Source organism: Leisingera daeponensis DSM 23529 (genome assembly GCF_000473145.1).
In the GTDB taxonomy this organism is placed as follows: Bacteria; Pseudomonadota; Alphaproteobacteria; order Rhodobacterales; family Rhodobacteraceae; genus Leisingera; species Leisingera daeponensis.
In genome coordinates this window covers 1,586,988-1,605,314 of record NZ_KI421500.1, presented here as the reverse complement: position 1 = coordinate 1,605,314, position 18,327 = coordinate 1,586,988, and the positions used below count along the sequence as shown (strand labels likewise).

Here is an 18,327-nt window from a genome sequence, read left to right as displayed (position 1 = left end):
ACTAGGCTTTGACCCACAGCTTGCTGGCCGCATAGCCGTTCATCAGAACCTGGCCCGGGATGCCCTCGACAAAGCCGTCGACCTTGTCGGTGGTTGCTTCGACGAAGTCGTTGAACATCGGGCAGATCAGGCCGCCTTCGTCGCGCAGGATGGTCGACATGTCGGCATACATCTGCGTCCGCTTGGCGACGTCCAGCTCGCCGCGGGCGGCCACCAGCATCTGGTCGAACTGCTCGTTGTTGAAGCGGGTGTCGTTCCAGTCCGCGGTGGACAGGTAGGCCGTGGTGAACATCTGGTCCTGGGTCGGACGCCCGCCCCAGTAGCTGGTGCAGAACGGCTTGGCGTTCCAGACTTCCGACCAGTAGCCGTCGTTCGGCTCGCGCTTGACGTCCAGCTTGATGCCGGCGCCCGCCAGCGACTGCTGGAACAGGGCAGAAGCATCCGGCGCGCCCGGGAAGGAGTTGTCCGAGGTGCGCAGCAGGATGGCCCCGTCATGGCCGGACTTCTTCAGGTGGTGCATCGCCTTGTCCGGGTCGAACTGGCGCTGTTCCAGCTCGGTGTACATCGGATATGAGGCGTTGATCGGAGTATCGTTGCCGACGGTGCCGTAGCCGTTCAGGATCTTGTCGACCATTTCCTGGCGGTTGATGCCGTATTTCAGCGCCAGGCGCACGTCGTTGTTGTCGAACGGTGCGGTGTTGCAATGCATGATGAACACGTAATGGCCGGCCGCGGAGGTCGAATGCACGGTGATGTTCGGCGCACGTTCCACCAGTTTCGCGGTGCGCGGCGGCACCCGGTCGATCACATCCACCTGGCCGGACTGCAGCGCCGCGACGCGGGCGGTGTCGTCGTTGATGACGATGATTTCCACGGTGTCCGCGTTGCCCAGATCGCCCCAGTAGTTCGGGTTCTTCTCGGCCACGAAGCGCACGCCCATGTCGGAGGACTTCATGATGTAGGGGCCGGTGCCGATGGCGGCTGCCGGATCGTCCATGCCGCCGCCCGGCTGGATGATCAGGTGATAGTCGGCCAGCAGATACGGCAGGTCGGCGTTCGGGCTGTCCAGTTCGAAGACCACGCTGTCGCCGTCCGCGCGCACGTCCTTGATGCCGCGCATGATGCCCAGGGCGCCCGACTTGGTGTCCTCGCCGCTGTGACGCTCCATCGTCTTGACCACATCTTCGGCGGTCACGTTCTGGCCGTTCGAGTAGGTCACGCCGGAGCGCAGCTTGAAGGTCCAGGTCTTGGCGTCGTCCGAGGCTTCATAGCTTTCGGCCAGCTTGCCTTCGATGCCGCCGTCTTCTGCCAGCTCGACCAGCGTTTCCCCCCACAGGCGGGTAACCATCAGGCCGACGGTGTTGGTGACCAGCGCCGGATCCAGGCTGTCGGTGGTGGACCCGCCCTGCAGGCCGAGACGGATGGTGCCGCCTTTCTGCGGGCCGGCCGCCTTGGCGGTGCTGGACAGCAGCAGGTTGGCGGATACAGCGGTAAAGCCCAGTGCGGCGGCTTTGCCCAGGAAGTCGCGGCGCGACAGTTTGCCCGCCACAGCCTGACTGGCCAGATACTGCATGTGTCTGTTCATTGAGGTCTCCCGATTGGTTGCGGTGCTCTAGGCACCTGTTTTTTGATTGATGGTTCAAGATTTGCGCATTTGCCGCAACCTAGCAAGCGTTATTCGCGGAGCGCTTGGCGAGGCGGCAGGCACGCGGGCGGGGCCTGTAGAAGGCAGGTCGCCTTTCTCAAGCAAGGTGCCGTTTTTGGCTGCCATGCCGGGTGTAAATCAAAAAAACATCTGGAATGCGACAAGAAATTTTTGTGCGCAAGAATGACGGATTTTTTATGAATTGGCCGGGACGGTACCCGTTGTTGGCGGTAACTGGGAAAGAATCGATGCTTTCTCGCCTGAAAACGTCCCTCCGGCGCAGGCAGCAGGCAGCCGCCGGTGCGCGGTTGCGGCGGGCCGGGCGGGCAGGGCCGAGCGTGCCGGTCAGAGCTGCTCCGTGTCCATCCAGATGGTCACCGGGCCGTCGTTCAGCAGCCGCACTTTCATGTCGGCGCCGAACCGTCCCTTGGCTGTTTCCAAGCCAAGCTGTGCCAGCCGGGCGGCGAAGTATTCATACAGCCGTTCGCCCTCAGCCGGGGCGGCGGCTGCCGAAAATCCGGGCCGGTTGCCGCGCCGGGTGTCTGCGGCCAGAGTGAACTGGCTGACCACCAGGGCGCTGCCGCCGGTGTCCAGCACCGAGCGGTTCATCTTGCCGTCCTCATCCTTGAAGATCCTGAGCTTGGAGATCTTCGCCGCCAGCTGATGGGCCTGCACCTCGCTGTCGCCCTGCATGGCGCAGACCAGGATCAGCAGGCCAGGCCCGATCCCGCCCAGGGTCTCGCCGTCGACCGTGACCGAAGCCTCGCTGACCCGCTGTATCAATGCCCGCATGTGTGCCCGTCCTTGTCCTGCCTCAGCCGCGCCAGTCCGCAAATTCCTCCAGCGCCGCCCGGCTGGTGCGGAAGCTGTTGGCCGGGTGGTCCTCGTCGCCATAGCCAAAGGAAATGGCGCAGAGGATGATCCGGTCGTCCGGTATCTCCAGCAGTTCATGCAGCAGCGGCGCAAAGGAGGCAACCGCCGCCTGCGGGATGCTGGCAACCCCAGCCGCCCGGGCGGCCAGGGTGAAGGCGGCAACAAAGCCGCCGCAATCCATCGCGCCATAGGACCCCAGCTCAGCCGGGGAGGACAGGATTGCGCAATGCGGAGCGCCGAACAGCCGGTAATTCTCCATCATCTGCCGCGCCGACCCGGCCCGGTCGCCTTTCTGCACGCCGACTGCCTCATAGAGCGCCCAGCCGCAGTCGCGGCGGCGCTGCTGGTAATCCCCCGAGTAGCCATCGGGAAAGGGCAGGTCCGGAGTGTGGCCGCCGCCCTCCGCCGCCTTCAGAAGGGCGGCCCGCACGCGTTCCGTCTCGGCGCCGCTGCAGACCGTCACCTTCCAGGGTTGTGCATTGCACCAGGAGGGCACCTTTTGCGCGGTCCGCAGGATGTCCTCGATCACGGCGCGCGGCACCGGATCCGGGCGGAACGCGCGGCAGCTGTGGCGGGCGTCAAACAGGGTGTTCAGGCTTTGCAAATCCGGTGTCATGTCCAGTCCCTTCAGGCGGCTGACGGCCAGACTGGCGGCAGAATTTCTTTTGCGCAAGCGCCCCGCTTGCGCCGGATCAAAGCCGTGCCGCAGCGTCAGAGCTACAATAAGCCGTAACTGGAAAGGAGGCTGTACTATGGTGGAAAAAACCGAACATGGCGGTTTCTGGCCGTCGCTTTATGATCCGTTCCGCAGCTTCGGGACCCGTCTTGCCGATTGGCTCAATCCCGCGACAGAGGCCTCTTCGGGCAAGGAAGCCTACGACATTGCGATGGAGCTTCCGGGCGTTGCCTTGGGCGATGTCGAGCTGACCGTCGATAGCGGCGTGCTGACGATCCGCGGAGAGAAGAAGACGCAGTCCGAGAAGACAGGCGACACCTGGTATTTCAGCGAACGGCAGTATGGCGCCTTCCGCCGCTCCTTCCGACTGCCGGAAGATGCCGACGGTCAGGCGGCTTCAGCCAGGATGGAGGACGGTGTGCTGCACATTTCGGTGCCGAAAAAGGCGCTGGCTCAGCCAGAGACCGCCCGCAGGATCGAGATCAGCAAAGGCTGACAGAAGGCCGACAGGGAGCGGTCTTGGTTCCCGCCGGCAGCCGGGAACACGCATTGGCCGGGTCAGGAAGGGGGAGGCAGCTCCCCCTTCCGCATGTTCAGGGGTTATTGCTGGCTGGCCAGCAGGGCGATGCCCGAAGCAATGGCGAGCGCCAGAATGACCGCAATGGCGATCTTCCACGCGGAATAGGGCCGCTCGCCCTGCACCCGGCCTGATTGCCCGTTGACCACAAAACGGTAGGTCTTGCCGCGGTATTTATAGGCCGCCAGCCAGACCGGCAGCAGAATATGCTTGAAGGTCACACCGGACATCTGCGTGTCGATGCTGCTGATGCGCTGCCGGTCGCCGCCGATGTCAAACCGCACGTCGCGCTCGATGACGCGCTCCATTTTCTGTCCTGCCTCCGTAAAACCTGCCTCCAAATCCACCGAGTAGGCTTCGGCCCGGAACCCGGCCAGATACTGCGGCTGATAGGGTTCGAGCTGCGACAGGTCCCAGGGTTCCAGCGCCTCGGTATAGCGCTTCGGCAGGCTCTTGGAGGCCAGCACCAGCACATCGTCAAAGAACCGCTGCACCCGGCCGGAGGCGGGCCGCCAGCGCACCTTGGCCACCTGCCGCGACTGCATCTTACCGTCCCGCCGGAAGGTTTCGGTGACATAGTACACGGTGCCGCGCTGGCCGGTATAGGAACTGCGGGTCTGGGCGTCATAGGTCCAGTAGGGCACATAGACCCCCTGCATCCGCCGCCCCTTGCGGGCATAGTCCTTGAGCCCGTTTGGCGCGAACCACAGCTGCCCCAGCCAATCGGTCATCGCCTTGTGCGCGGCGCGTTCCTCCACCGCAAAGGGCAGGACGCCCTTCGGCTTGATGTGGCGGTTTTCGCCGGTGCCGGTGACCACCGGGGTGGCGCAGAACGGGCATTCCTTGGCGTGGATGTCCGGGTCGAACTCGACCTGGGCTGCGCAGTTCGGGCAGACGGAGACGCGGGTGACCTCGATTTCTGCCTCCGGCAGCTGCTCGGCCACGGCAGTGCGGAAGTCCAGCTCCCGCAGGGCAGAGCCCTTCCACGGCCCGCTGCGCACCTCTTCGCGGTGGCCGCAGTGATCGCAGATCAGCGCGCCTGCGTTCGGGTCGAAACGGTAATCGGCACCGCAGTTGGGGCAGGGGAAGCGGTGGCTGTCCTCCTGGGCAGAGGGCGCACTGGCGGCGGGCGGCGGCGGGGGCATCGTCACGGGGCGGGAAACCTGCAGTGAAAATTCAACAGAAGGAATGAGCGCGGCGGCATCGCGGTCCGGACGCCGCCGCAGCCAAGGCTCAGCCGGCCGGCGGGGCCGGGGGGGGCGGCGGAGGCGGCGGCAGGATGGTGAACAGCTGCGCCAGTTCCATCACATCGCCCGCCCGTTTCCAGCCGTCCTGGCCCGGCGTCCAGACATGGGTGTCCCGCGTCAGGCTGCCGTCCTGCGCCATCCGCCCCATCCGTGCCTTGGAAAACGGCCCGGAGGTCTGACCGTCCGCCGCGATGTGCCAGACATGCTCGACCGGCGGCGGGGGCGGTGCCGCGGGCGCAGCCGCTTGCGGCGCAGCGGGGGCGGGCCGTGCGCCCCATGGCCCGGCCGGCTGACCCGCTGCCTGAGAGGCTGCGCCTCCCTGCAGGGCCTGGCCCATCTGCTGCGCCATCGCCATTCCCATGCCCATCCCCATGCCTGCGCCCATGCCGCTGTTCGGGGTCCTGGCCGCGGCGGTCATCGCCTCGGCGGCAGAAAACTGCGTGTAGCGGCCAAGGTCGCCCAGCACGCCCATCTGGGTGCGCTTGTCCAGCGCCTCCTCCACCGCGGGCGGCAGCGAGATGTTCTCGATGTAGAGCTCCGGCATCATCAGGCCGTACTCCGCCAGGGTGCCGGAGATCTCTGCCGCCACCAGCTTGCCCAGATCAGCGGTGTTGGCCGCCATGTCCAGCACCGGAATGCCGGAGGCTGCAATGACGCGGGAGAACTCCTGCACGATGATGTTGCGGATCTGATAGGAGATCTCGTCCATGGTGAACTCGCCATCGGTGCCGACGATCTCCGACAGGAACCGGGCCGGGTCGGCCACCTTGATCGCATAGGTGCCATAGGCGCGCAGCCGGACCGGGCCGAACTCCGGGTCGCGGCAGATGATCGGGTTCTTGGTGCCCCACTTCAGGTCGCTGAACCGGGTGGTGTCGACAAAGTAGATTTCCGATTTGAACGGCGACTGGAAGCCATGGTCCCAGTGCTGCAGCGTGGTCATCACGGGCATGTTGTTGGTCTCCAGCAGGTAGAGACCGGGGGTGAATACATCTGCCAGCTGGCCCTCATGCACGAACACCGCCGCCTGGCCCTCGCGCACCGTCAGCTTGGCGCCGTATTTGATCGCATGGCCTTCGCGCTCGAACCGCCAGACCATGGTGTCATGGGTGTCATCCACCCAGTGAATGACATCGATGAATTCGCCTTTGAGAAAATCGAAAATACCCATGTTTCAGGTCCTCTTCCTTTGGCGGCCTACAGTTCCTGGCCCATCGCCTCGCGGGCGAGAATGCGGATGATGGGGCGGGCTTCCTCGGCGCTCATCCCCGTTTTCAGTCTTGGATCATACAGCATCTGCAGCAGTTTTTCGTCAAAGCTGGTGAGCAGCGCAAATTCGTCATCATCGTTGAAGATCGAGGGCCGCGCCCGCGGGCTGTCGTTCCTGAGCCCCAGGCCCTGCGCCACTTCCTCATGCACGCAGCTTCTGCGCACCAGATCGGGGTGCTCGGCCCGGATCAGCGCCACGCCGCGGGTGTAGGACAGCGGATCGCTCTGCGGCCCGCCCGCCACCACCAGGCAGTAAAAGCTGCGCGGCGGCGCCGCCAGCAGCGACAGGTCCCTGGCGCTGATCGAGGGCAGCAGCTCGCGCACCCGCTCAGCGACAAAGGCGCTGTCGTCGAGGCTGGCAAAGATCACATGGAAGTTGCCCCGCGCGGCCCCGGTGGCGACCGGATGGCCGGTGATCCGGGCCAGCCGGGCGGCATAGGCGCTGAGGGTCTCGCGGTCCTCTGCGCGCCGGGCGGCCGGCACCGAGGGGCCGAACTCCGCCGCGATCCGCACCGGGCCTGCCCAGCGGCCCAATCCGCCGGAAATGCCGGAGCCGCCGTATTCGTCGTAAAACGCCAGCGCCTCGAAGCTCTCGGCCAGATCCTCGGCGTCATAGGGCGTGTCCGGGCCGCCGCCGTCGGTGCGCAGCAGCCCGCGGGTCAGCAGGTCGCGCTGCAGGGCGTTGTAGTAATAGGCCAGCTCCGCGCTGTCGGCGGAGGGTTTGTAAACCGCAGGCTGCGGCACCGCCGGGCGGGGCTGCGGCACCAGCGATTCCGGCTGGGAAAACGGCAGGCAGGCCGTCAGGGCCGCCAGACCGGCCAGCGCCGCCCCGCCTTTGCAAAATGCCTTATATACCTGCAGGCCTGCCACCGCCGTCAGTTCGGCACCGCGGTGCCGGATGTGTCGCCAACGCCGTCGCGGCGGGCCTTCGCTGCGGCCAGCGTGTCGCGCAGCTCTGCCTCCATCTTCACCAGCTCGGCCTCGGCGGCAGCACGCTTGGCCTTGCCCTCATCGGCAATCCGCAGGCTGTCCTGAATGGTGCCGATCAGATCCGCGTTAGCCTGTTTCACCGCTTCGATGTCAAAGACGCCGCGCTCCATCTCCTGGCGGATCATCTCGTTGGACTGGCGCAGGTTGGCCGCGTTGGAGGTCAGCAGCTCATTGGTCAGGTCATTGGCATCGCGCACTGCGGCGGCCGCCTGGGCCGAGCGCTGGATGGTCAGCGCTTGCGCCAGCTGGGTCTCCCACAGCGGTACGGTGTTGACCAGGGTAGAGTTTATCTTGGTCACCAGCGACTTGTCGTTCTCCTGCACCAGCCGGATCGACGGCAGCGACTGCATGGTGACCTGCCGGGTCAGCTTGAGGTCATGCACCCGGCGCTCCAGATCATCGCGGGCCGCGCGCAGGTCGCGCAGCTCCTGGGCCTTCATGACCTTGTCGCCTTCTGCGGCGGCCTGCACCTCGGCCTCCTTGGCCGGGATATCCTCGCCGTCCAGCTGCGCCAGCTTGGCCTCGCCCGCGGCGATGTAAAGCGCCAGCTCGTCATAGAAGCCGAGCGTCTTTTCATACAGCAGGTCGAGCGATTTGATGTCCTTCAGCAGCCGGTGCTCGTGGCCGAGGAGATCATCCGTGATCCTGTCGATCTGCTCCTGCACGGTTTCATAGCGCGCGGTGAACTTGGCAAAGGGCGCGGCCCTGCCCAATAGCCGCTCCCAGAAGGTCGGCTTGCGGCGGATGTCCAGCTCGGAGACGGAGAAGCCGCGGATGGTGGTCACGATATTGCGCAGGCTGTCGCCCGCAGGCCCCACATCCTTGTTGCGCACATCCGAGAGCATCGCCTGGCTGATCGTCTGCAGCTCCGCCTGCGCGGCAGAGCCGAAATGGATGATCGAATTGGTATCGGCTATGTCGATCTGGTCCATCCGCACCCGGATGGCTTCGCTGGTGGGCGCGTCGGCCTGTTCCAGCGGCTGCACCTCCGCCACGGGTTCCGGCAGTTCTATGGCGGTGACCTCTTGAACCAGGGCCTGGGCCTGGGCGGCCTTCTGTTGCACAGCTTCAGACATGAACGGCTTCCTCGCTAATCAGTTCCGGTCCAGATGGACCCCCTCGCGCTGCAAACGGTCGCGCAGCACATCAATCTCAATCGTCAGGTCCGTGCGGTCCTCCACCAGCATTTTGCGGGTGCGCGCGGCAAAGTTCTGTTCCAGATCATCCAGCAGCGTCAGATAGCTGTCGCGGGCCTCGGTGTCCCGGCTGCGGGCATAGATATCCGCAAATTTCACCGTCGCGTCACGGGCGCCCTGCAGATAGACGGTCAGGTACTTCCGCGCCGCTGTCAGGTCACGGGGGTCTTCCTCAACCGTGCGGAACAGCTCGCGCGCAACTGACTGGAATTGCTCCACCCGTGCCTCCACCGTGCGGTCGCGGGCGCGCAGGGCAGCGTCCTTCATGGCGGCAAGGCTTTGTTCGGCCTCATCCACCGCGCGCGCCACCCGGGACCGCTGGAAGGTGTCGGTGCCCTCCGCGCCCTTGTCCTGAAGCGGGTCGATGCCAAAGGCCGCAAGATGCAGGCCGGCCGCCGCCGTGCCATAGATGATGGCGCTCAGCAGGCCGGGTTCCCCTTTCCACGCCGCCAGCGCAGCGCCGGCGCCTGCCAGCAGTGCCGCCAGGATCTTGCGGGGCAGGGCGGGCCTGCGGGCCACCTTGCGGGCAGCATAGGCGGCTTCGGCCTTGAGCCCTTCGCGCAGCAGGAAGGCGCCGCCGGTCCACAGGCCTGCGCCAAGCAGCCCCAGCGCCAGCCCGGCCGCGCCGTCATTCAGCGACAGCAGGGCCAGGAGGGCAGGCGGCACAAACAGCACGTTGGCGCGCATCCCGACCGGGTCCACCTGCGCGTTGCGGTAAGTCTGCTGCGGAGCGGAGCCTTGCGGCCCGGTTTTCTTGCCGGGGCTGTGTTTGCCGCCGTAACGCTGTGCCATCCGCTCAGCCCCCCACGATCCAGCCAGTGCTGAGCCCGAACATCAGGATCAAAAGGGCGACATAAGCAATTTTTTGCACGCAAGCTCCCCCAGGAACGGCCAGCGAAGATTAACTGATTGGAAATCTAGGGGATAGCTGGCGCTGTTGCTAGGGGGAAGTCCGCGGGAAATGGCTCAGCGGCGGGGATTCTTGCCGGCGGGCCGTTTGCCGCCGCCGCGCTGATCCGGCCGGGTGCCGCGTGCGGGCGGAGCTTTGCCTGCGGTTCTGCCCGGGTTGCCCTGCTTGCCCGAAGGCTGCGCGGCCTGTTTCCCGGCCGGTTTGCCTGCAGGCTTGCCCATCGGTTTGCCTGCGGGCTTGCCCATCGGTTTGCCTGCGGGCTTGCCGCCGCGCGCGCGGGTCGGGCGGGCCGCCGGTATTTCCTCTTCCTCCGCCAGCCCCAGCTGGTCGCGCACCACGCGGGGGCGCAGTTCCTCGACCTCGCCCGGTTTCAGGTTGCCCAGCTGGAACGGCCCGTAAGACACCCGCAGCAGCCGGTTCACGCTGAAGCCGATATCCTCCATCGCGCGGCGGATCTCTCGGTTCTTGCCTTCGCGCAGGCCGACGGTCAGCCAGGCGTTGGCGCCCTGCTGGCGGTCCAGCGACACCGTCATCGGCTGGAACCTTTCGCCCTCGATCACCAGGCCCTTGCGCAAGGGGGCGAAATCCTCGTCCTTCGGGCGGCCGTTGATCCGCACCCGGTAGCGGCGCAGCCAGCCGGTGGCAGGCAGCTCCAGCTTGCGCTTGATGCCGCCGTCGTTGGTCAGCAGCAAAAGCCCCTCGGAGTTGAGGTCGAGACGGCCTACCGTCATCACCCGCGGCATGTCTTCCGGCAGCTCGTCAAAGATGGTCTTGCGGCCCTTTTCGTCGCTGTTCGATGTGACCAGCCCGATGGGCTTGTAATACAGCCACATCCGCGGCCCCTCCGCCTCTGGCAGGGGCTGGCCGTCAATGCTGATCCGGTCCCGCGCGGTCACGTTCAGCGCCGGGCTGTCGATCTTCTTGCCGTTCACCGACACGCGGCCCTCGGCGATCATGCGCTCTGCCTCGCGGCGCGAGGCGACGCCTGCGCGCGACAGGACCTTGGCGATGCGGTCGCCCTCGGGCGCGGCGCCCTCCGGTTTTGCGGGGGCTTTGCGGGGCTGGGATTTTGGGGCCGGTTTGCCCTTGGGGGATGCGGGTGTTTTGCTCATGCCCCGTGCCATAGAGCATTCCGCTGTCTTGCGAAAGCGGGCAATCGCGGGCAGGAAGGGGCATGGCATTCAAATCGCACATGGACAAGGCGCTGGAGCAGGCGCGGGCGGCGGCAGCGCGCGGCGAGGTGCCCGTGGGTGCTGCGCTGATTGCGCCGGACGGGCAGGTGGCGGCGCTGGCAGGCAACCGCACCCGCGAGCTGAACGACCCGACCGCGCATGCCGAGATCCTGACCATCCGCGAAGCCTGCGCGCGCTTAGGCAGCGAGCGGCTGACCGGCTACGACCTCTATGTCACGCTGGAGCCTTGCGCCATGTGCGCCGCCGCCATCGCCGCCGCCCGCATCCGCCGGGTCTACTACGGCGCTGCTGATCCCAAGTCTGGCGGCGTGGCGCATGGCGCCTGCGTGTTTTCCCACCCGCAGGCGCATCACGTGCCGGAAGTCTATGACGGGATCGCGGAAGGCGAGGCCAGCGCGCTGCTTAAGGAATTTTTTGCTGGCAAAAGGCTGCCGAATGATCCCAGCGCCTAAAATTCTAGCTGAATTTGGCGTTTCCGCACCTGAACTGGTGGAGGAAACAGGGCTTGCGGTTCTTTGGAAGGTGTGCCGCGCAGATGGCAGCCCTGCGGTGCTCAAGATCTACGGTTCCAAGGGGATGCGGAACGAGTCCGAGGGGTTCCGATTTCTCGCTGCTGCGGGCGGTCCGGCTGCCAGGGTCTACAAAGTCACGGCGTCGGCTGCGTTGATAGAGTGGCTCAGCGGGCCGCCGCTTGGGGATCTCAGCCGCGCCGGCAGGGATGCCGAAGCCGCGGCGGAGCTGGTGCAGGTCGCCAAGGGGCTGCATGCGAGTGCTATCCCCGAAGCGGGCTATCCGCGGCTCGAAGACTGGTTTAGGGCTCTGTTTTCTTTGACGGTTTCAGCCGGGGCTTCCGAGGCCGCACGCAGAAACATCTTTCGCAGCCAGGCGCTCGCGCGGCGGCTTCTGGCTGATCCGCAGGATGTGCGCCCACTGCATGGCGATCTGCATCACAGCAATATCCGTCTAGGCGATCGTGGCTATTGCGCCTTTGATGCCAAGGGAGTGCTGGGAGAGCGTGCTTACGAACTTGCCAATGCTTTTCGCCACCCGCGTGGGGCGCCGGATCTGGTGCGTGAGCCAGAGCGCATCAGGTTTCTGGCAACACTTTGGTCGCAGGAGTTCCAAGTGGGGCAAAGGCGGCTATTGCAATGGGCGGCTGCGAAATGCGCGCTGTCGATTGCCTGGCGAAACGGCGGCCGGCTCGGGAAGGATCCGGAACTTGACCTGCTCGGGGCTCTTCTTAACGCCGCTGAAGGCTAGATTGCATTCGCGCTTGAAGAGTTAGGTTGATCGTCCTAATCTGCGATTTATAGGTCAATTGTCCTAGGGGGGCTGGCGTGGTGCAGGAAACAACCAGGGACCGGATTGCGGAGGCTGCGGATCAGCTGTTCTATGAACGCGGTTTCGAGGCGGCGTCCTTTGCGGATATTGCCGCGGCGGTGGGTATCTCGCGCGGCAATTTCTATTACCATTTCAAGACCAAGGACGAGATCCTTGAAGCCGTGATCGCGCGCCGCATGGCCGCCACCCGCGCCATGCTGAACGATTGGCAGGCGGAGAGCGCAAGTCCCGCGCAGCGGATCACCTGCTTCATCCGCATCCTGATCGCCAACCAGGCCAAGATCACCCTCTATGGCTGCCCGGTCGGGTCCTTGGTCACCGAGCTGGGCAAGCTGAATCACGCCGCGCAGGCGCAGGCTGCGGCACTGTTCACGCTGTTTCAGGACTGGCTTAGCCAGCAATTCCAGGCGCTGGGGTGCGGTGCGCGGTCCGGCGGGCTGGCGATGCATCTGCTGGCCCGCAGCCAGGGCGTGGCGACGCTGGCGCAGGCGTTTGGCGACACGGATTTCATCAGCCGCGAGGTGGCGCTGATGCAGGACTGGCTCAGGGATCAGCTGCCGCCGGAGCATCCCCTTTAGGATATATCACAGGAGACGATCATGTATTTCATATTGCTGACATTTGCGGCGCAGACAGACCGGCTGGCCGAATTTCTGGAGGGACACAAGGCCTGGCTCCAGCAGGGGTTTGAGGACGGGGTGTTTCTCGCTGCCGGGTCAATGACCGACGGCGAGGGCGGCGCGATCCTTGCTGTCGGGGAAAGCGAAGAGGACCTGACCGCTCGCGTCGCGCAGGATCCCTTTGTGACCGGCGGGATCGTCGAGCCGGAAATTATCGGCGTGGCGCCCACCATGATGGATCCCCGGCTTGATTTCCTGCGGGGCGGGGAATGAGCCGCACCTTCACTGCCGCCGACGGCCAGGCTCGCTGCGCCTGGGCCGCCTCGGCCCCGGATTTCCTGCGCTACCACGATGAGGAATGGGGCTACCCGGTGGGCGACGACATCCGGCTGTTCGAGAAGGTTTGCCTGGAGAGCTTCCAGTCCGGCCTTAGCTGGCGCACCATTCTGGACAAGCGCGAGAACTTCCGCGCCGCGTTCGCAGGGTTCGACTTCAATGAAATGGCCGAATTCGGCGCGGCGGATGTGGAGCGGCTGGTGCAGGACAAGGGCATCATTCGCCACCGCGGCAAGATCGAGGCGGTGATCAACAATGCCGCCCGGGCGCAGGAGCTGGCGGCAGAGGCGGGCTCGCTGGCGGCGTTCTTCTGGAGCTTTGAGCCAAAGCCGGACAACCTGCCGGAGCCGCAGACCGCCTCGACCAGCCCGGAATCGGTGGCGCTGTCGAAAGCGCTCAAGAAACGCGGCTGGAAGTTTGTCGGCCCGACCACGGTTTTTGCCTTCATGCAGGCGATGGGGCTGATCAATGACCACGCCCGCGGCTGTAGCTGCCGCGAGAAGGCCGCCGCGGCGCGCGCGGCGTTCACCGTGCCGCAGATGCAACCGGCGGCCTGAGGGCCGCCCGCGCCGGGCCGACTGGCCCGGCGCCGCGCCCGGCGGGAGCGGATCTGTCCGGCAGATCCGGCGGCGGGCGGGAGACGCCGCGCCAGCCTGCGCGGCTCAGACCTCGATTGCCGTCATCACTTCCGGCTCGATCACCTCCACCCCCGGCAGCCCCTCGATCAGGTCGTTGGCGTCCTGCTCCAGGATCGGGAAGCTCTTGTAGTGGCAGGGAATCACCGTTTTGAAGTTGAAGTAGCGCTTGGCCGCATAGGCTGCCTGTTTCATGTCCATGGTGAAATGGCCGCCCGCCGACAGGATGCCCACGTCCGGCTTGTAGTAATCCCCCATCCACTCCATGTCCGCCATGATCGCGGTGTCGCCGGACAGATAGACGGTTTTGCCCTCCGCCATCAGCATATAGCCCACTTCAGAGCCGCCGGTGCGCAGACCGTCCTCGGTGCTGAAGGTGGAACTGTGCGAGGCCGGCACCATCGCCACCTTCACCCCGCTCAGATCCACCGTTCCGCCCTTGTTGAAGCCCGTGGTCTCAACCCCTTCGGTCTCGCCCCACAGCCCCATCAGATCGTATTGCCCGATCACCGGCACCTTCAGCCGTTTGGCCAGTGGCAGCACGTCCACCACATGGTCGAAATGCACATGGGTCAGCAGGATATGGGTGGCGCCTGATACGGCCGCGTCGTGCTGGTCCTCGGGCAGCACCGGATTGCCGGTCAGCCAGGGGTCCACCAGCAGCACCAGGCCGCCGGTTTCGATGCGGAATGAGCCATGGCCCAGCCAAATGATCTTCATCGGTTTTCTCCTCGCGTTGTCTTTGGCAAGAGCCTAACAGGCCTGATGCGAAATGGAATTGAAGCCTTCGGAAATTCAGCCGCGCCTGCCTCGGCAGGCCCGCGCAACGCAGTGAACGCCCCATGCCGGCTTGCAGCGCAGGCGGCGCGGCGGTAAATGCCTACCCAACACCAGATGAGGGTTTCCATGTCGATTGACCAAAGCACTGCCGCCAAGGTGGCCAAACTGGCCCGGATCAAGGTTGAGGACGCAGCACTTCCGGCGCTGGCAGACGAGTTCAACAATATCCTGGGCTTCATCGAGCAGCTGAACGAGGTGGATGTCGAGGGCGTCGAGCCGATGACCTCCGTCACCCCGCAGCGCCTCAAGCGCCGCAAGGACGAAGTCACCGACGGCAACCAGCAGGACAAGATCCTGGCCAATGCGCCGGACGCCCGCGAAGGCTTTTTCGCAGTGCCCAAAGTCGTGGAGTGAGAGACATGAGCGATCTGAACAAACTGGGCCTGGCAGAGGCCCGCGACGCGCTGCGCAAGGGCGACACCACTTCCGTTGAGCTGACCGAGGCCTGCCTCAAGGCAATCGACGCGGCGGACGCGCTCAATGCGTTCGTGCACAAGACCCCCGAGATTGCGATGGAACGCGCCAAGGCGGCAGATGAGCGCATCAAGGCGGGCGAGGCGCCCTCCATGTGCGGCCTGCCGATCGGCATCAAGGATCTGTTCTGCACCAAGGGCGTGCCCTCGCAGGCCGCGTCCAAAATCCTCGAAGGCTTCAAGCCGGAGTATGAATCCACCGTCAGCCAGAAGCTGGCAGACGCCGGCTCCGTCATGCTGGGCAAGCTGAACATGGACGAGTTCGCCATGGGCTCCTCCAACGAAACTTCCGTCTACGGCAATGCCGTCAGCCCCTGGCGCCGCGGCAATGACGACGCCCAGCTCACCCCGGGCGGCTCCTCCGGCGGTTCGGCCTCTGCCGTGGCAGCAGACCTCTGCCTCGCGGCCACCGGCACCGATACCGGCGGCTCGATCCGCCAGCCCGCCGCCTTCACCGGCACCGTCGGCATCAAGCCGACCTACGGCCGCTGCTCGCGCTGGGGCATCGTCGCCTTTGCCTCCTCGCTGGATCAGGCCGGCCCGATGACAAAATCGGTGCGCGATGCAGCCATCATGCTGGAAGCGATGTGCGGCCACGACCCGAAGGATTCGACCTCTGCTGAGCTGGCGGTGCCGGATTTCGAGGCGATGCTGACCGGCGACATCCGCGGCAAGAAGATCGGTATCCCCAAGGAATACCGCATGGACGGCATGCCGGGCGAGATCGAGAAGCTGTGGTCTGATGGCGCCGAAATGCTGAAAGCGGCAGGGGCGGAGATCGTCGACATCTCGCTGCCCCATACCAAATACGCGCTGCCTGCCTACTATGTGATCGCGCCGGCTGAGGCTTCCTCGAATCTCGCCCGTTATGATGGCGTCCGCTATGGCCGCCGCGCCAAGCTGGAGGCCGGCGACGGCATCACCGAGATGTACGAGAAGACCCGCGCCGAAGGTTTCGGCCATGAGGTGCAGCGCCGGGTGATGGTCGGCACTTATGTGCTGTCGGCAGGCTTCTACGACGCTTACTACAACCGCGCCCGCAAGGTCCGCACCCTGATCAAGAAGGACTTCGAGGACGTCTTTGCCGCCGGTGTCGACGCCATCCTGACCCCGGCCACCCCGTCGGCGGCCTTTGGCCTGGGCGAGATGACCGAGACGGATCCGGTGCAGATGTACCTGAACGACGTCTTTACCGTCACCGTGAACCTGGCGGGCCTGCCGGGCGTTGCGGTGCCGGCAGGGCTCGATAAGCAGGGCCTGCCGCTGGGTCTGCAGCTGATTGGCAAGCCCTGGGAAGAGGGCGATCTGCTGAACACTGCCTATGCGCTGGAGAATGCGGCCGGCTTTGTAGCCAAGCCGCAGCAATGGTGGTAAACCTCCGCCTCAGCACTTGAGCAGAGCAGACAGGTAACCCCATGCGCGCATTCGCATCTTACGCCGCCGTAGGCAGCCTTCTGGTGATGGCTGCCTGTTCGCCCCAGGTCCCCGACAGTGCCGCTGGCATTGACGGCGATCCCTTCGCGCCGCCGCCCGCAGCGGGCACCACCATCATCGGCGAACCGCTGGTGCCGCCGGCGCGGGTATCGTCGGAACCGGTCCAGCCCGCGGCAGCCCCGCGCAGCCCCGGCTCGGCGGCTGCGGCGGGCACGTTCAGCACCGCCAGCACCGCCGCCAGCGGCGCGGACATCGCCCGCGAGACCGCTGCAGCGCTGGCCGCCTCCAGCACAGCCTCCGGCGTTGAGCCGCTGCAGGCAAGCCCGTTGAACCCGGCACCGGAGATCGCAGGCAGCGGCGGGATTTCGGATGAGAACGACTTTGAGGCGGTCGCTGCCCGCCAGTCGATCGAAAGCGACGCGGCCCGGCTGGAGCGTCAGCGGGCGCAGTACCAGCAAGTGCAGCCGGTTGCGGTGCCCGAGCGCACAGAGGACACCGGCCCCAACATCGTGCGGTATGCCCTCGGCACCAGCAATCCCAAGGGCGTGCGCGTCTACAGCCGCACCGGCATCAACCTGCAGGCCCGCAACCAGCGCAACTGCGCTGAGTTTGCCTCTCCCGACGAGGCTCAGGTCGCCTTTCTCGCCACCGGCGGGCCGGAGCGCGACCGCAAGGCGCTGGACCCGGATGGCGACGGCTATGCCTGCGGCTGGGACCCGGCCCCTTACCGGCTGGCTGTCCAGAACTGATGACGGCGGACCTGCGCGGGGCTGATCAGCCGGGCGCCCTCTGGCATCCCAGCCCGAACTTCGGGCCGCGCAGGGACGGACTGAAGCCGTCCCTGATCGTTCTGCACTACACCGCCATGCAGGGCGCGCAGGCCGCGCTTGAGCGGCTCTGCGATCCGGCGGCGGAGGTTTCCGCCCATTATCTGATCGGCGCAGACGGCACCCTGTGGCAGATGGTGGCGGAAGAGCACCGCGCCTGGCACGCCGGCACCGGCGCGTGGCACGGGCAGGCGGATATCAACTCCCGCTCCATCGGCATAGAGCTCGACAACCTCGGCACGCACCCGTTCAGCGCGCCGCAGATGGCCGCGCTGGAGGAGCTGATGCGCGGCGTGATGCAGCGCTGGGACATCCCGGCGCCGGGGGTGATCGGGCATTCCTGCATGGCGCCGGGGCGCAAGTTCGACCCGGGCCCGCGGTTTGACTGGAACCGCCTGGCGCGGCAGGGGCTGGCAGCGGGGCCCGGCCGGGGCCAGGTTCCGCGCGACCCGTCCTTTGAGCAGTTCCGCAGCGCTGCCGCGGCAGCCGGATTCACAGCGGAAGCGGAGGACGAAGCGCTTCTGGCCGCCGTCCGCCTGCGGTTCCGGCCCGGGGCGCATGGCCCCTTGTCGCCCGCCGATTTCGCCGCTCTCGGCGCGGACGCGTTAAACGCCTGATGATTTGCGAGGCTTTGCCTCGCGCTCCGGGATATTTGCCCCGGCCCGGAGGCGGGGTTAAGAGGGGCAGCGCCCCTCAATCCGCACTATCCGCTTGACGCCGCGCACCGATCTTTCTACGCCTCCAGTCGCGCAGAAGGCTGGACGGCCGCGCGGGGGGCGCAAGCCTCCCTCGAGGAAAGTCCGGACTCCATGAAGCAACGGTGCCGGGTAACGCCCGGGCGGGGAAACCCGACGGAAAGCGCCACAGAAAACAAACCGCCCGCCGGACCGGAGGTCCGCCAAAGGAGCATCCGCGCGGGTAAGGGTGAAACGGTGGGGTAAGAGCCCACCGCGCTGCTGGCAACAGCAGCGGCACGGCAAGCCCCACCGGGAGCAATGCCAAATAGGGCCCCCGCGCGGGCAGGTCCCGGGAAACCGGGAAACCGCCGCTAGGTTCGCTTCAGCCGAGAGGGGCCGGGTTGGCAGCTTGAGCGGCGCAGCAATGCGCCGCCTAGATGAATGGCCGTCGAGCCCGGGGTTACGGTCCCGGGGGGACAGGATCCGGCTTACAGGCCTTCTGCGCATAAATCCCTTGGGGAATGGGGGAGAATCCTATTGACTTGGGGGCTGAGGCGGGTAAAAGCCG

General features: G+C 65.9%; 20 protein-coding genes and 1 other RNA gene. 11 read left to right on the top strand and 10 right to left on the bottom strand.

Annotated elements, in window-relative coordinates; all coding sequences use genetic code 11:
• Nucleotide 1: 1 nt before the first annotated feature.
• The 3 genes from DAEP_RS0108235 to DAEP_RS0108225 all read right to left on the bottom strand — a co-directional run bounded on the left by DAEP_RS0108235 (nt 2) and on the right by DAEP_RS0108225 (nt 3,134).
• Nucleotides 2-1,585 (bottom strand): ABC transporter substrate-binding protein, encoded by a 1,584-nt coding sequence (locus DAEP_RS0108235; protein WP_027244328.1) that lies wholly within the window; start codon nt 1,583-1,585, stop codon nt 2-4.
• Between the two features lie 405 nt (nt 1,586-1,990).
• Entirely contained in the window at nt 1,991-2,437 is a 447-nt protein-coding gene (dtd, locus tag DAEP_RS0108230) for a D-aminoacyl-tRNA deacylase (protein WP_027244327.1), read from the bottom strand.
• Between the two features lie 22 nt (nt 2,438-2,459).
• Nucleotides 2,460-3,134, bottom strand: a complete 675-nt coding sequence (locus tag DAEP_RS0108225; protein WP_027244326.1) for a nitroreductase — start codon at nt 3,132-3,134, stop codon at nt 2,460-2,462.
• A gap of 136 nt (nt 3,135-3,270) precedes the next feature.
• On the opposite strand from DAEP_RS0108225, the gene DAEP_RS0108220 reads away from it, so the two are divergent.
• Nucleotides 3,271-3,690 carry an Hsp20/alpha crystallin family protein gene (locus DAEP_RS0108220; protein WP_027244325.1) on the top strand — a complete coding sequence of 140 codons (420 nt, stop codon included), beginning with the start codon at nt 3,271-3,273 and terminating at the stop codon, nt 3,688-3,690.
• 104 nt (nt 3,691-3,794) lie between these two features.
• Here the strand turns inward: DAEP_RS0108220 and DAEP_RS0108215 are convergent, their stop codons facing one another.
• From DAEP_RS0108215 to DAEP_RS0108190, 6 genes are all read right to left on the bottom strand, one after another.
• Complete coding sequence (locus DAEP_RS0108215; RefSeq protein ID WP_027244324.1) at nt 3,795-4,916, bottom strand: TFIIB-type zinc ribbon-containing protein; 1,122 nt, start codon at nt 4,914-4,916, stop codon at nt 3,795-3,797.
• Between the two features lie 88 nt (nt 4,917-5,004).
• Nucleotides 5,005-6,189: an SPFH domain-containing protein gene (locus DAEP_RS0108210; protein ID WP_008557949.1), complete on the bottom strand. Its 1,185-nt coding sequence runs from the start codon at nt 6,187-6,189 to the stop codon at nt 5,005-5,007.
• 26 nt (nt 6,190-6,215) lie between these two features.
• Nucleotides 6,216-7,157, bottom strand: coding sequence for a DUF2927 domain-containing protein (locus DAEP_RS0108205; RefSeq protein WP_154665041.1), 942 nt, complete (start codon nt 7,155-7,157; stop codon nt 6,216-6,218).
• A 5-nt stretch (nt 7,158-7,162) separates the two neighbouring features.
• On the bottom strand, nt 7,163-8,353 hold the full coding sequence (locus DAEP_RS0108200; protein WP_008557327.1) for a toxic anion resistance protein: 1,191 nt from the start codon (nt 8,351-8,353) through the stop codon (nt 7,163-7,165).
• Nucleotides 8,354-8,371: 18 nt separating this feature from the next.
• Nucleotides 8,372-9,265 (bottom strand): 5-bromo-4-chloroindolyl phosphate hydrolysis family protein, encoded by an 894-nt coding sequence (locus tag DAEP_RS0108195; RefSeq protein WP_027244322.1) that lies wholly within the window; start codon nt 9,263-9,265, stop codon nt 8,372-8,374.
• A 174-nt stretch (nt 9,266-9,439) separates the two neighbouring features.
• Nucleotides 9,440-10,495, bottom strand: coding sequence for a pseudouridine synthase (locus DAEP_RS0108190; RefSeq protein ID WP_027244321.1), 1,056 nt, complete (start codon nt 10,493-10,495; stop codon nt 9,440-9,442).
• A gap of 62 nt (nt 10,496-10,557) precedes the next feature.
• On the opposite strand from DAEP_RS0108190, the gene DAEP_RS0108185 reads away from it, so the two are divergent.
• The 5 genes from DAEP_RS0108185 (at nt 10,558) to DAEP_RS0108165 (ending at nt 13,430) form a co-directional block, all read left to right on the top strand.
• Nucleotides 10,558-11,028 (top strand): nucleoside deaminase, encoded by a 471-nt coding sequence (locus DAEP_RS0108185; RefSeq protein WP_008556714.1) that lies wholly within the window; start codon nt 10,558-10,560, stop codon nt 11,026-11,028.
• Nucleotides 11,012-11,836, top strand: coding sequence for an aminoglycoside phosphotransferase family protein (locus DAEP_RS22520; protein WP_051337344.1), 825 nt, complete (start codon nt 11,012-11,014; stop codon nt 11,834-11,836). The genes DAEP_RS0108185 and DAEP_RS22520 overlap by 17 nt, the downstream gene beginning before the upstream one ends.
• Before the next feature lie 77 nt (nt 11,837-11,913).
• Nucleotides 11,914-12,495, top strand: a complete 582-nt coding sequence (locus DAEP_RS0108175) for a TetR/AcrR family transcriptional regulator (RefSeq protein WP_027244320.1) — start codon at nt 11,914-11,916, stop codon at nt 12,493-12,495.
• 21 nt (nt 12,496-12,516) lie between these two features.
• Entirely contained in the window at nt 12,517-12,810 is a 294-nt protein-coding gene (locus DAEP_RS0108170) for a YciI family protein (protein ID WP_008557849.1), read from the top strand.
• Entirely contained in the window at nt 12,807-13,430 is a 624-nt protein-coding gene (locus DAEP_RS0108165) for a DNA-3-methyladenine glycosylase I (protein WP_027244319.1), read from the top strand. The genes DAEP_RS0108170 and DAEP_RS0108165 overlap by 4 nt, the downstream gene beginning before the upstream one ends.
• Nucleotides 13,431-13,535: 105 nt before the next feature.
• Here DAEP_RS0108165 and DAEP_RS0108160 read toward each other — a convergent pair whose 3' ends face one another.
• On the bottom strand, nt 13,536-14,228 hold the full coding sequence (locus DAEP_RS0108160; protein WP_027244318.1) for a metal-dependent hydrolase: 693 nt from the start codon (nt 14,226-14,228) through the stop codon (nt 13,536-13,538).
• Between the two features lie 186 nt (nt 14,229-14,414).
• Between DAEP_RS0108160 and gatC the strand changes: the two genes are divergently transcribed.
• The 5 genes from gatC to rnpB all read left to right on the top strand — a co-directional run bounded on the left by gatC (nt 14,415) and on the right by rnpB (nt 18,266).
• The gene (gatC, locus tag DAEP_RS0108155; RefSeq protein ID WP_008553297.1) at nt 14,415-14,702 is read left to right on the top strand and encodes an Asp-tRNA(Asn)/Glu-tRNA(Gln) amidotransferase subunit GatC; all 288 of its coding nucleotides are present in this window, start codon (nt 14,415-14,417) and stop codon (nt 14,700-14,702) included.
• Nucleotides 14,703-14,707: 5 nt separating this feature from the next.
• Nucleotides 14,708-16,195 (top strand): Asp-tRNA(Asn)/Glu-tRNA(Gln) amidotransferase subunit GatA, encoded by a 1,488-nt coding sequence (gatA, locus tag DAEP_RS0108150; protein ID WP_027244317.1) that lies wholly within the window; start codon nt 14,708-14,710, stop codon nt 16,193-16,195.
• Between the two features lie 41 nt (nt 16,196-16,236).
• Nucleotides 16,237-17,004: an excalibur calcium-binding domain-containing protein gene (locus DAEP_RS0108145; protein ID WP_027244316.1), complete on the top strand. Its 768-nt coding sequence runs from the start codon at nt 16,237-16,239 to the stop codon at nt 17,002-17,004.
• Nucleotides 17,004-17,699, top strand: coding sequence for an N-acetylmuramoyl-L-alanine amidase (locus tag DAEP_RS0108140; protein ID WP_027244315.1), 696 nt, complete (start codon nt 17,004-17,006; stop codon nt 17,697-17,699). The genes DAEP_RS0108145 and DAEP_RS0108140 overlap by 1 nt, the downstream gene beginning before the upstream one ends.
• Nucleotides 17,700-17,831: 132 nt before the next feature.
• Nucleotides 17,832-18,266, top strand: an RNA gene (rnpB, locus tag DAEP_RS23415) — RNase P RNA component class A.
• The last annotated feature ends 61 nt before the right edge of the window (nt 18,267-18,327 follow it).

Bases quoted from the DNA above. Each gene is read 5' to 3' on its own strand.
- DAEP_RS0108235 (WP_027244328.1), bottom strand. From the start codon at position 1,585: ATGAACAGACACATGCAGTATCTGGCCAGTCAGGCTGTGGCGGGCAAA.
- dtd (WP_027244327.1), bottom strand. From the start codon at position 2,437: ATGCGGGCATTGATACAGCGGGTCAGCGAGGCTTCGGTCACGGTCGAC.
- DAEP_RS0108225 (WP_027244326.1), bottom strand. From the start codon at position 3,134: ATGACACCGGATTTGCAAAGCCTGAACACCCTGTTTGACGCCCGCCAC.
- DAEP_RS0108220 (WP_027244325.1), top strand. From the start codon at position 3,271: ATGGTGGAAAAAACCGAACATGGCGGTTTCTGGCCGTCGCTTTATGAT.
- DAEP_RS0108215 (WP_027244324.1), bottom strand. From the start codon at position 4,916: ATGCCCCCGCCGCCGCCCGCCGCCAGTGCGCCCTCTGCCCAGGAGGAC.
- DAEP_RS0108210 (WP_008557949.1), bottom strand. From the start codon at position 6,189: ATGGGTATTTTCGATTTTCTCAAAGGCGAATTCATCGATGTCATTCAC.
- DAEP_RS0108200 (WP_008557327.1), bottom strand. From the start codon at position 8,353: ATGTCTGAAGCTGTGCAACAGAAGGCCGCCCAGGCCCAGGCCCTGGTT.
- DAEP_RS0108195 (WP_027244322.1), bottom strand. From the start codon at position 9,265: ATGGCACAGCGTTACGGCGGCAAACACAGCCCCGGCAAGAAAACCGGG.
- DAEP_RS0108190 (WP_027244321.1), bottom strand. From the start codon at position 10,495: ATGAGCAAAACACCCGCATCCCCCAAGGGCAAACCGGCCCCAAAATCC.
- DAEP_RS0108185 (WP_008556714.1), top strand. From the start codon at position 10,558: ATGGCATTCAAATCGCACATGGACAAGGCGCTGGAGCAGGCGCGGGCG.
- DAEP_RS22520 (WP_051337344.1), top strand. From the start codon at position 11,012: ATGATCCCAGCGCCTAAAATTCTAGCTGAATTTGGCGTTTCCGCACCT.
- DAEP_RS0108170 (WP_008557849.1), top strand. From the start codon at position 12,517: ATGTATTTCATATTGCTGACATTTGCGGCGCAGACAGACCGGCTGGCC.
- DAEP_RS0108165 (WP_027244319.1), top strand. From the start codon at position 12,807: ATGAGCCGCACCTTCACTGCCGCCGACGGCCAGGCTCGCTGCGCCTGG.
- DAEP_RS0108160 (WP_027244318.1), bottom strand. From the start codon at position 14,228: ATGAAGATCATTTGGCTGGGCCATGGCTCATTCCGCATCGAAACCGGC.
- gatC (WP_008553297.1), top strand. From the start codon at position 14,415: ATGTCGATTGACCAAAGCACTGCCGCCAAGGTGGCCAAACTGGCCCGG.
- gatA (WP_027244317.1), top strand. From the start codon at position 14,708: ATGAGCGATCTGAACAAACTGGGCCTGGCAGAGGCCCGCGACGCGCTG.
- DAEP_RS0108145 (WP_027244316.1), top strand. From the start codon at position 16,237: ATGCGCGCATTCGCATCTTACGCCGCCGTAGGCAGCCTTCTGGTGATG.
- DAEP_RS0108140 (WP_027244315.1), top strand. From the start codon at position 17,004: ATGACGGCGGACCTGCGCGGGGCTGATCAGCCGGGCGCCCTCTGGCAT.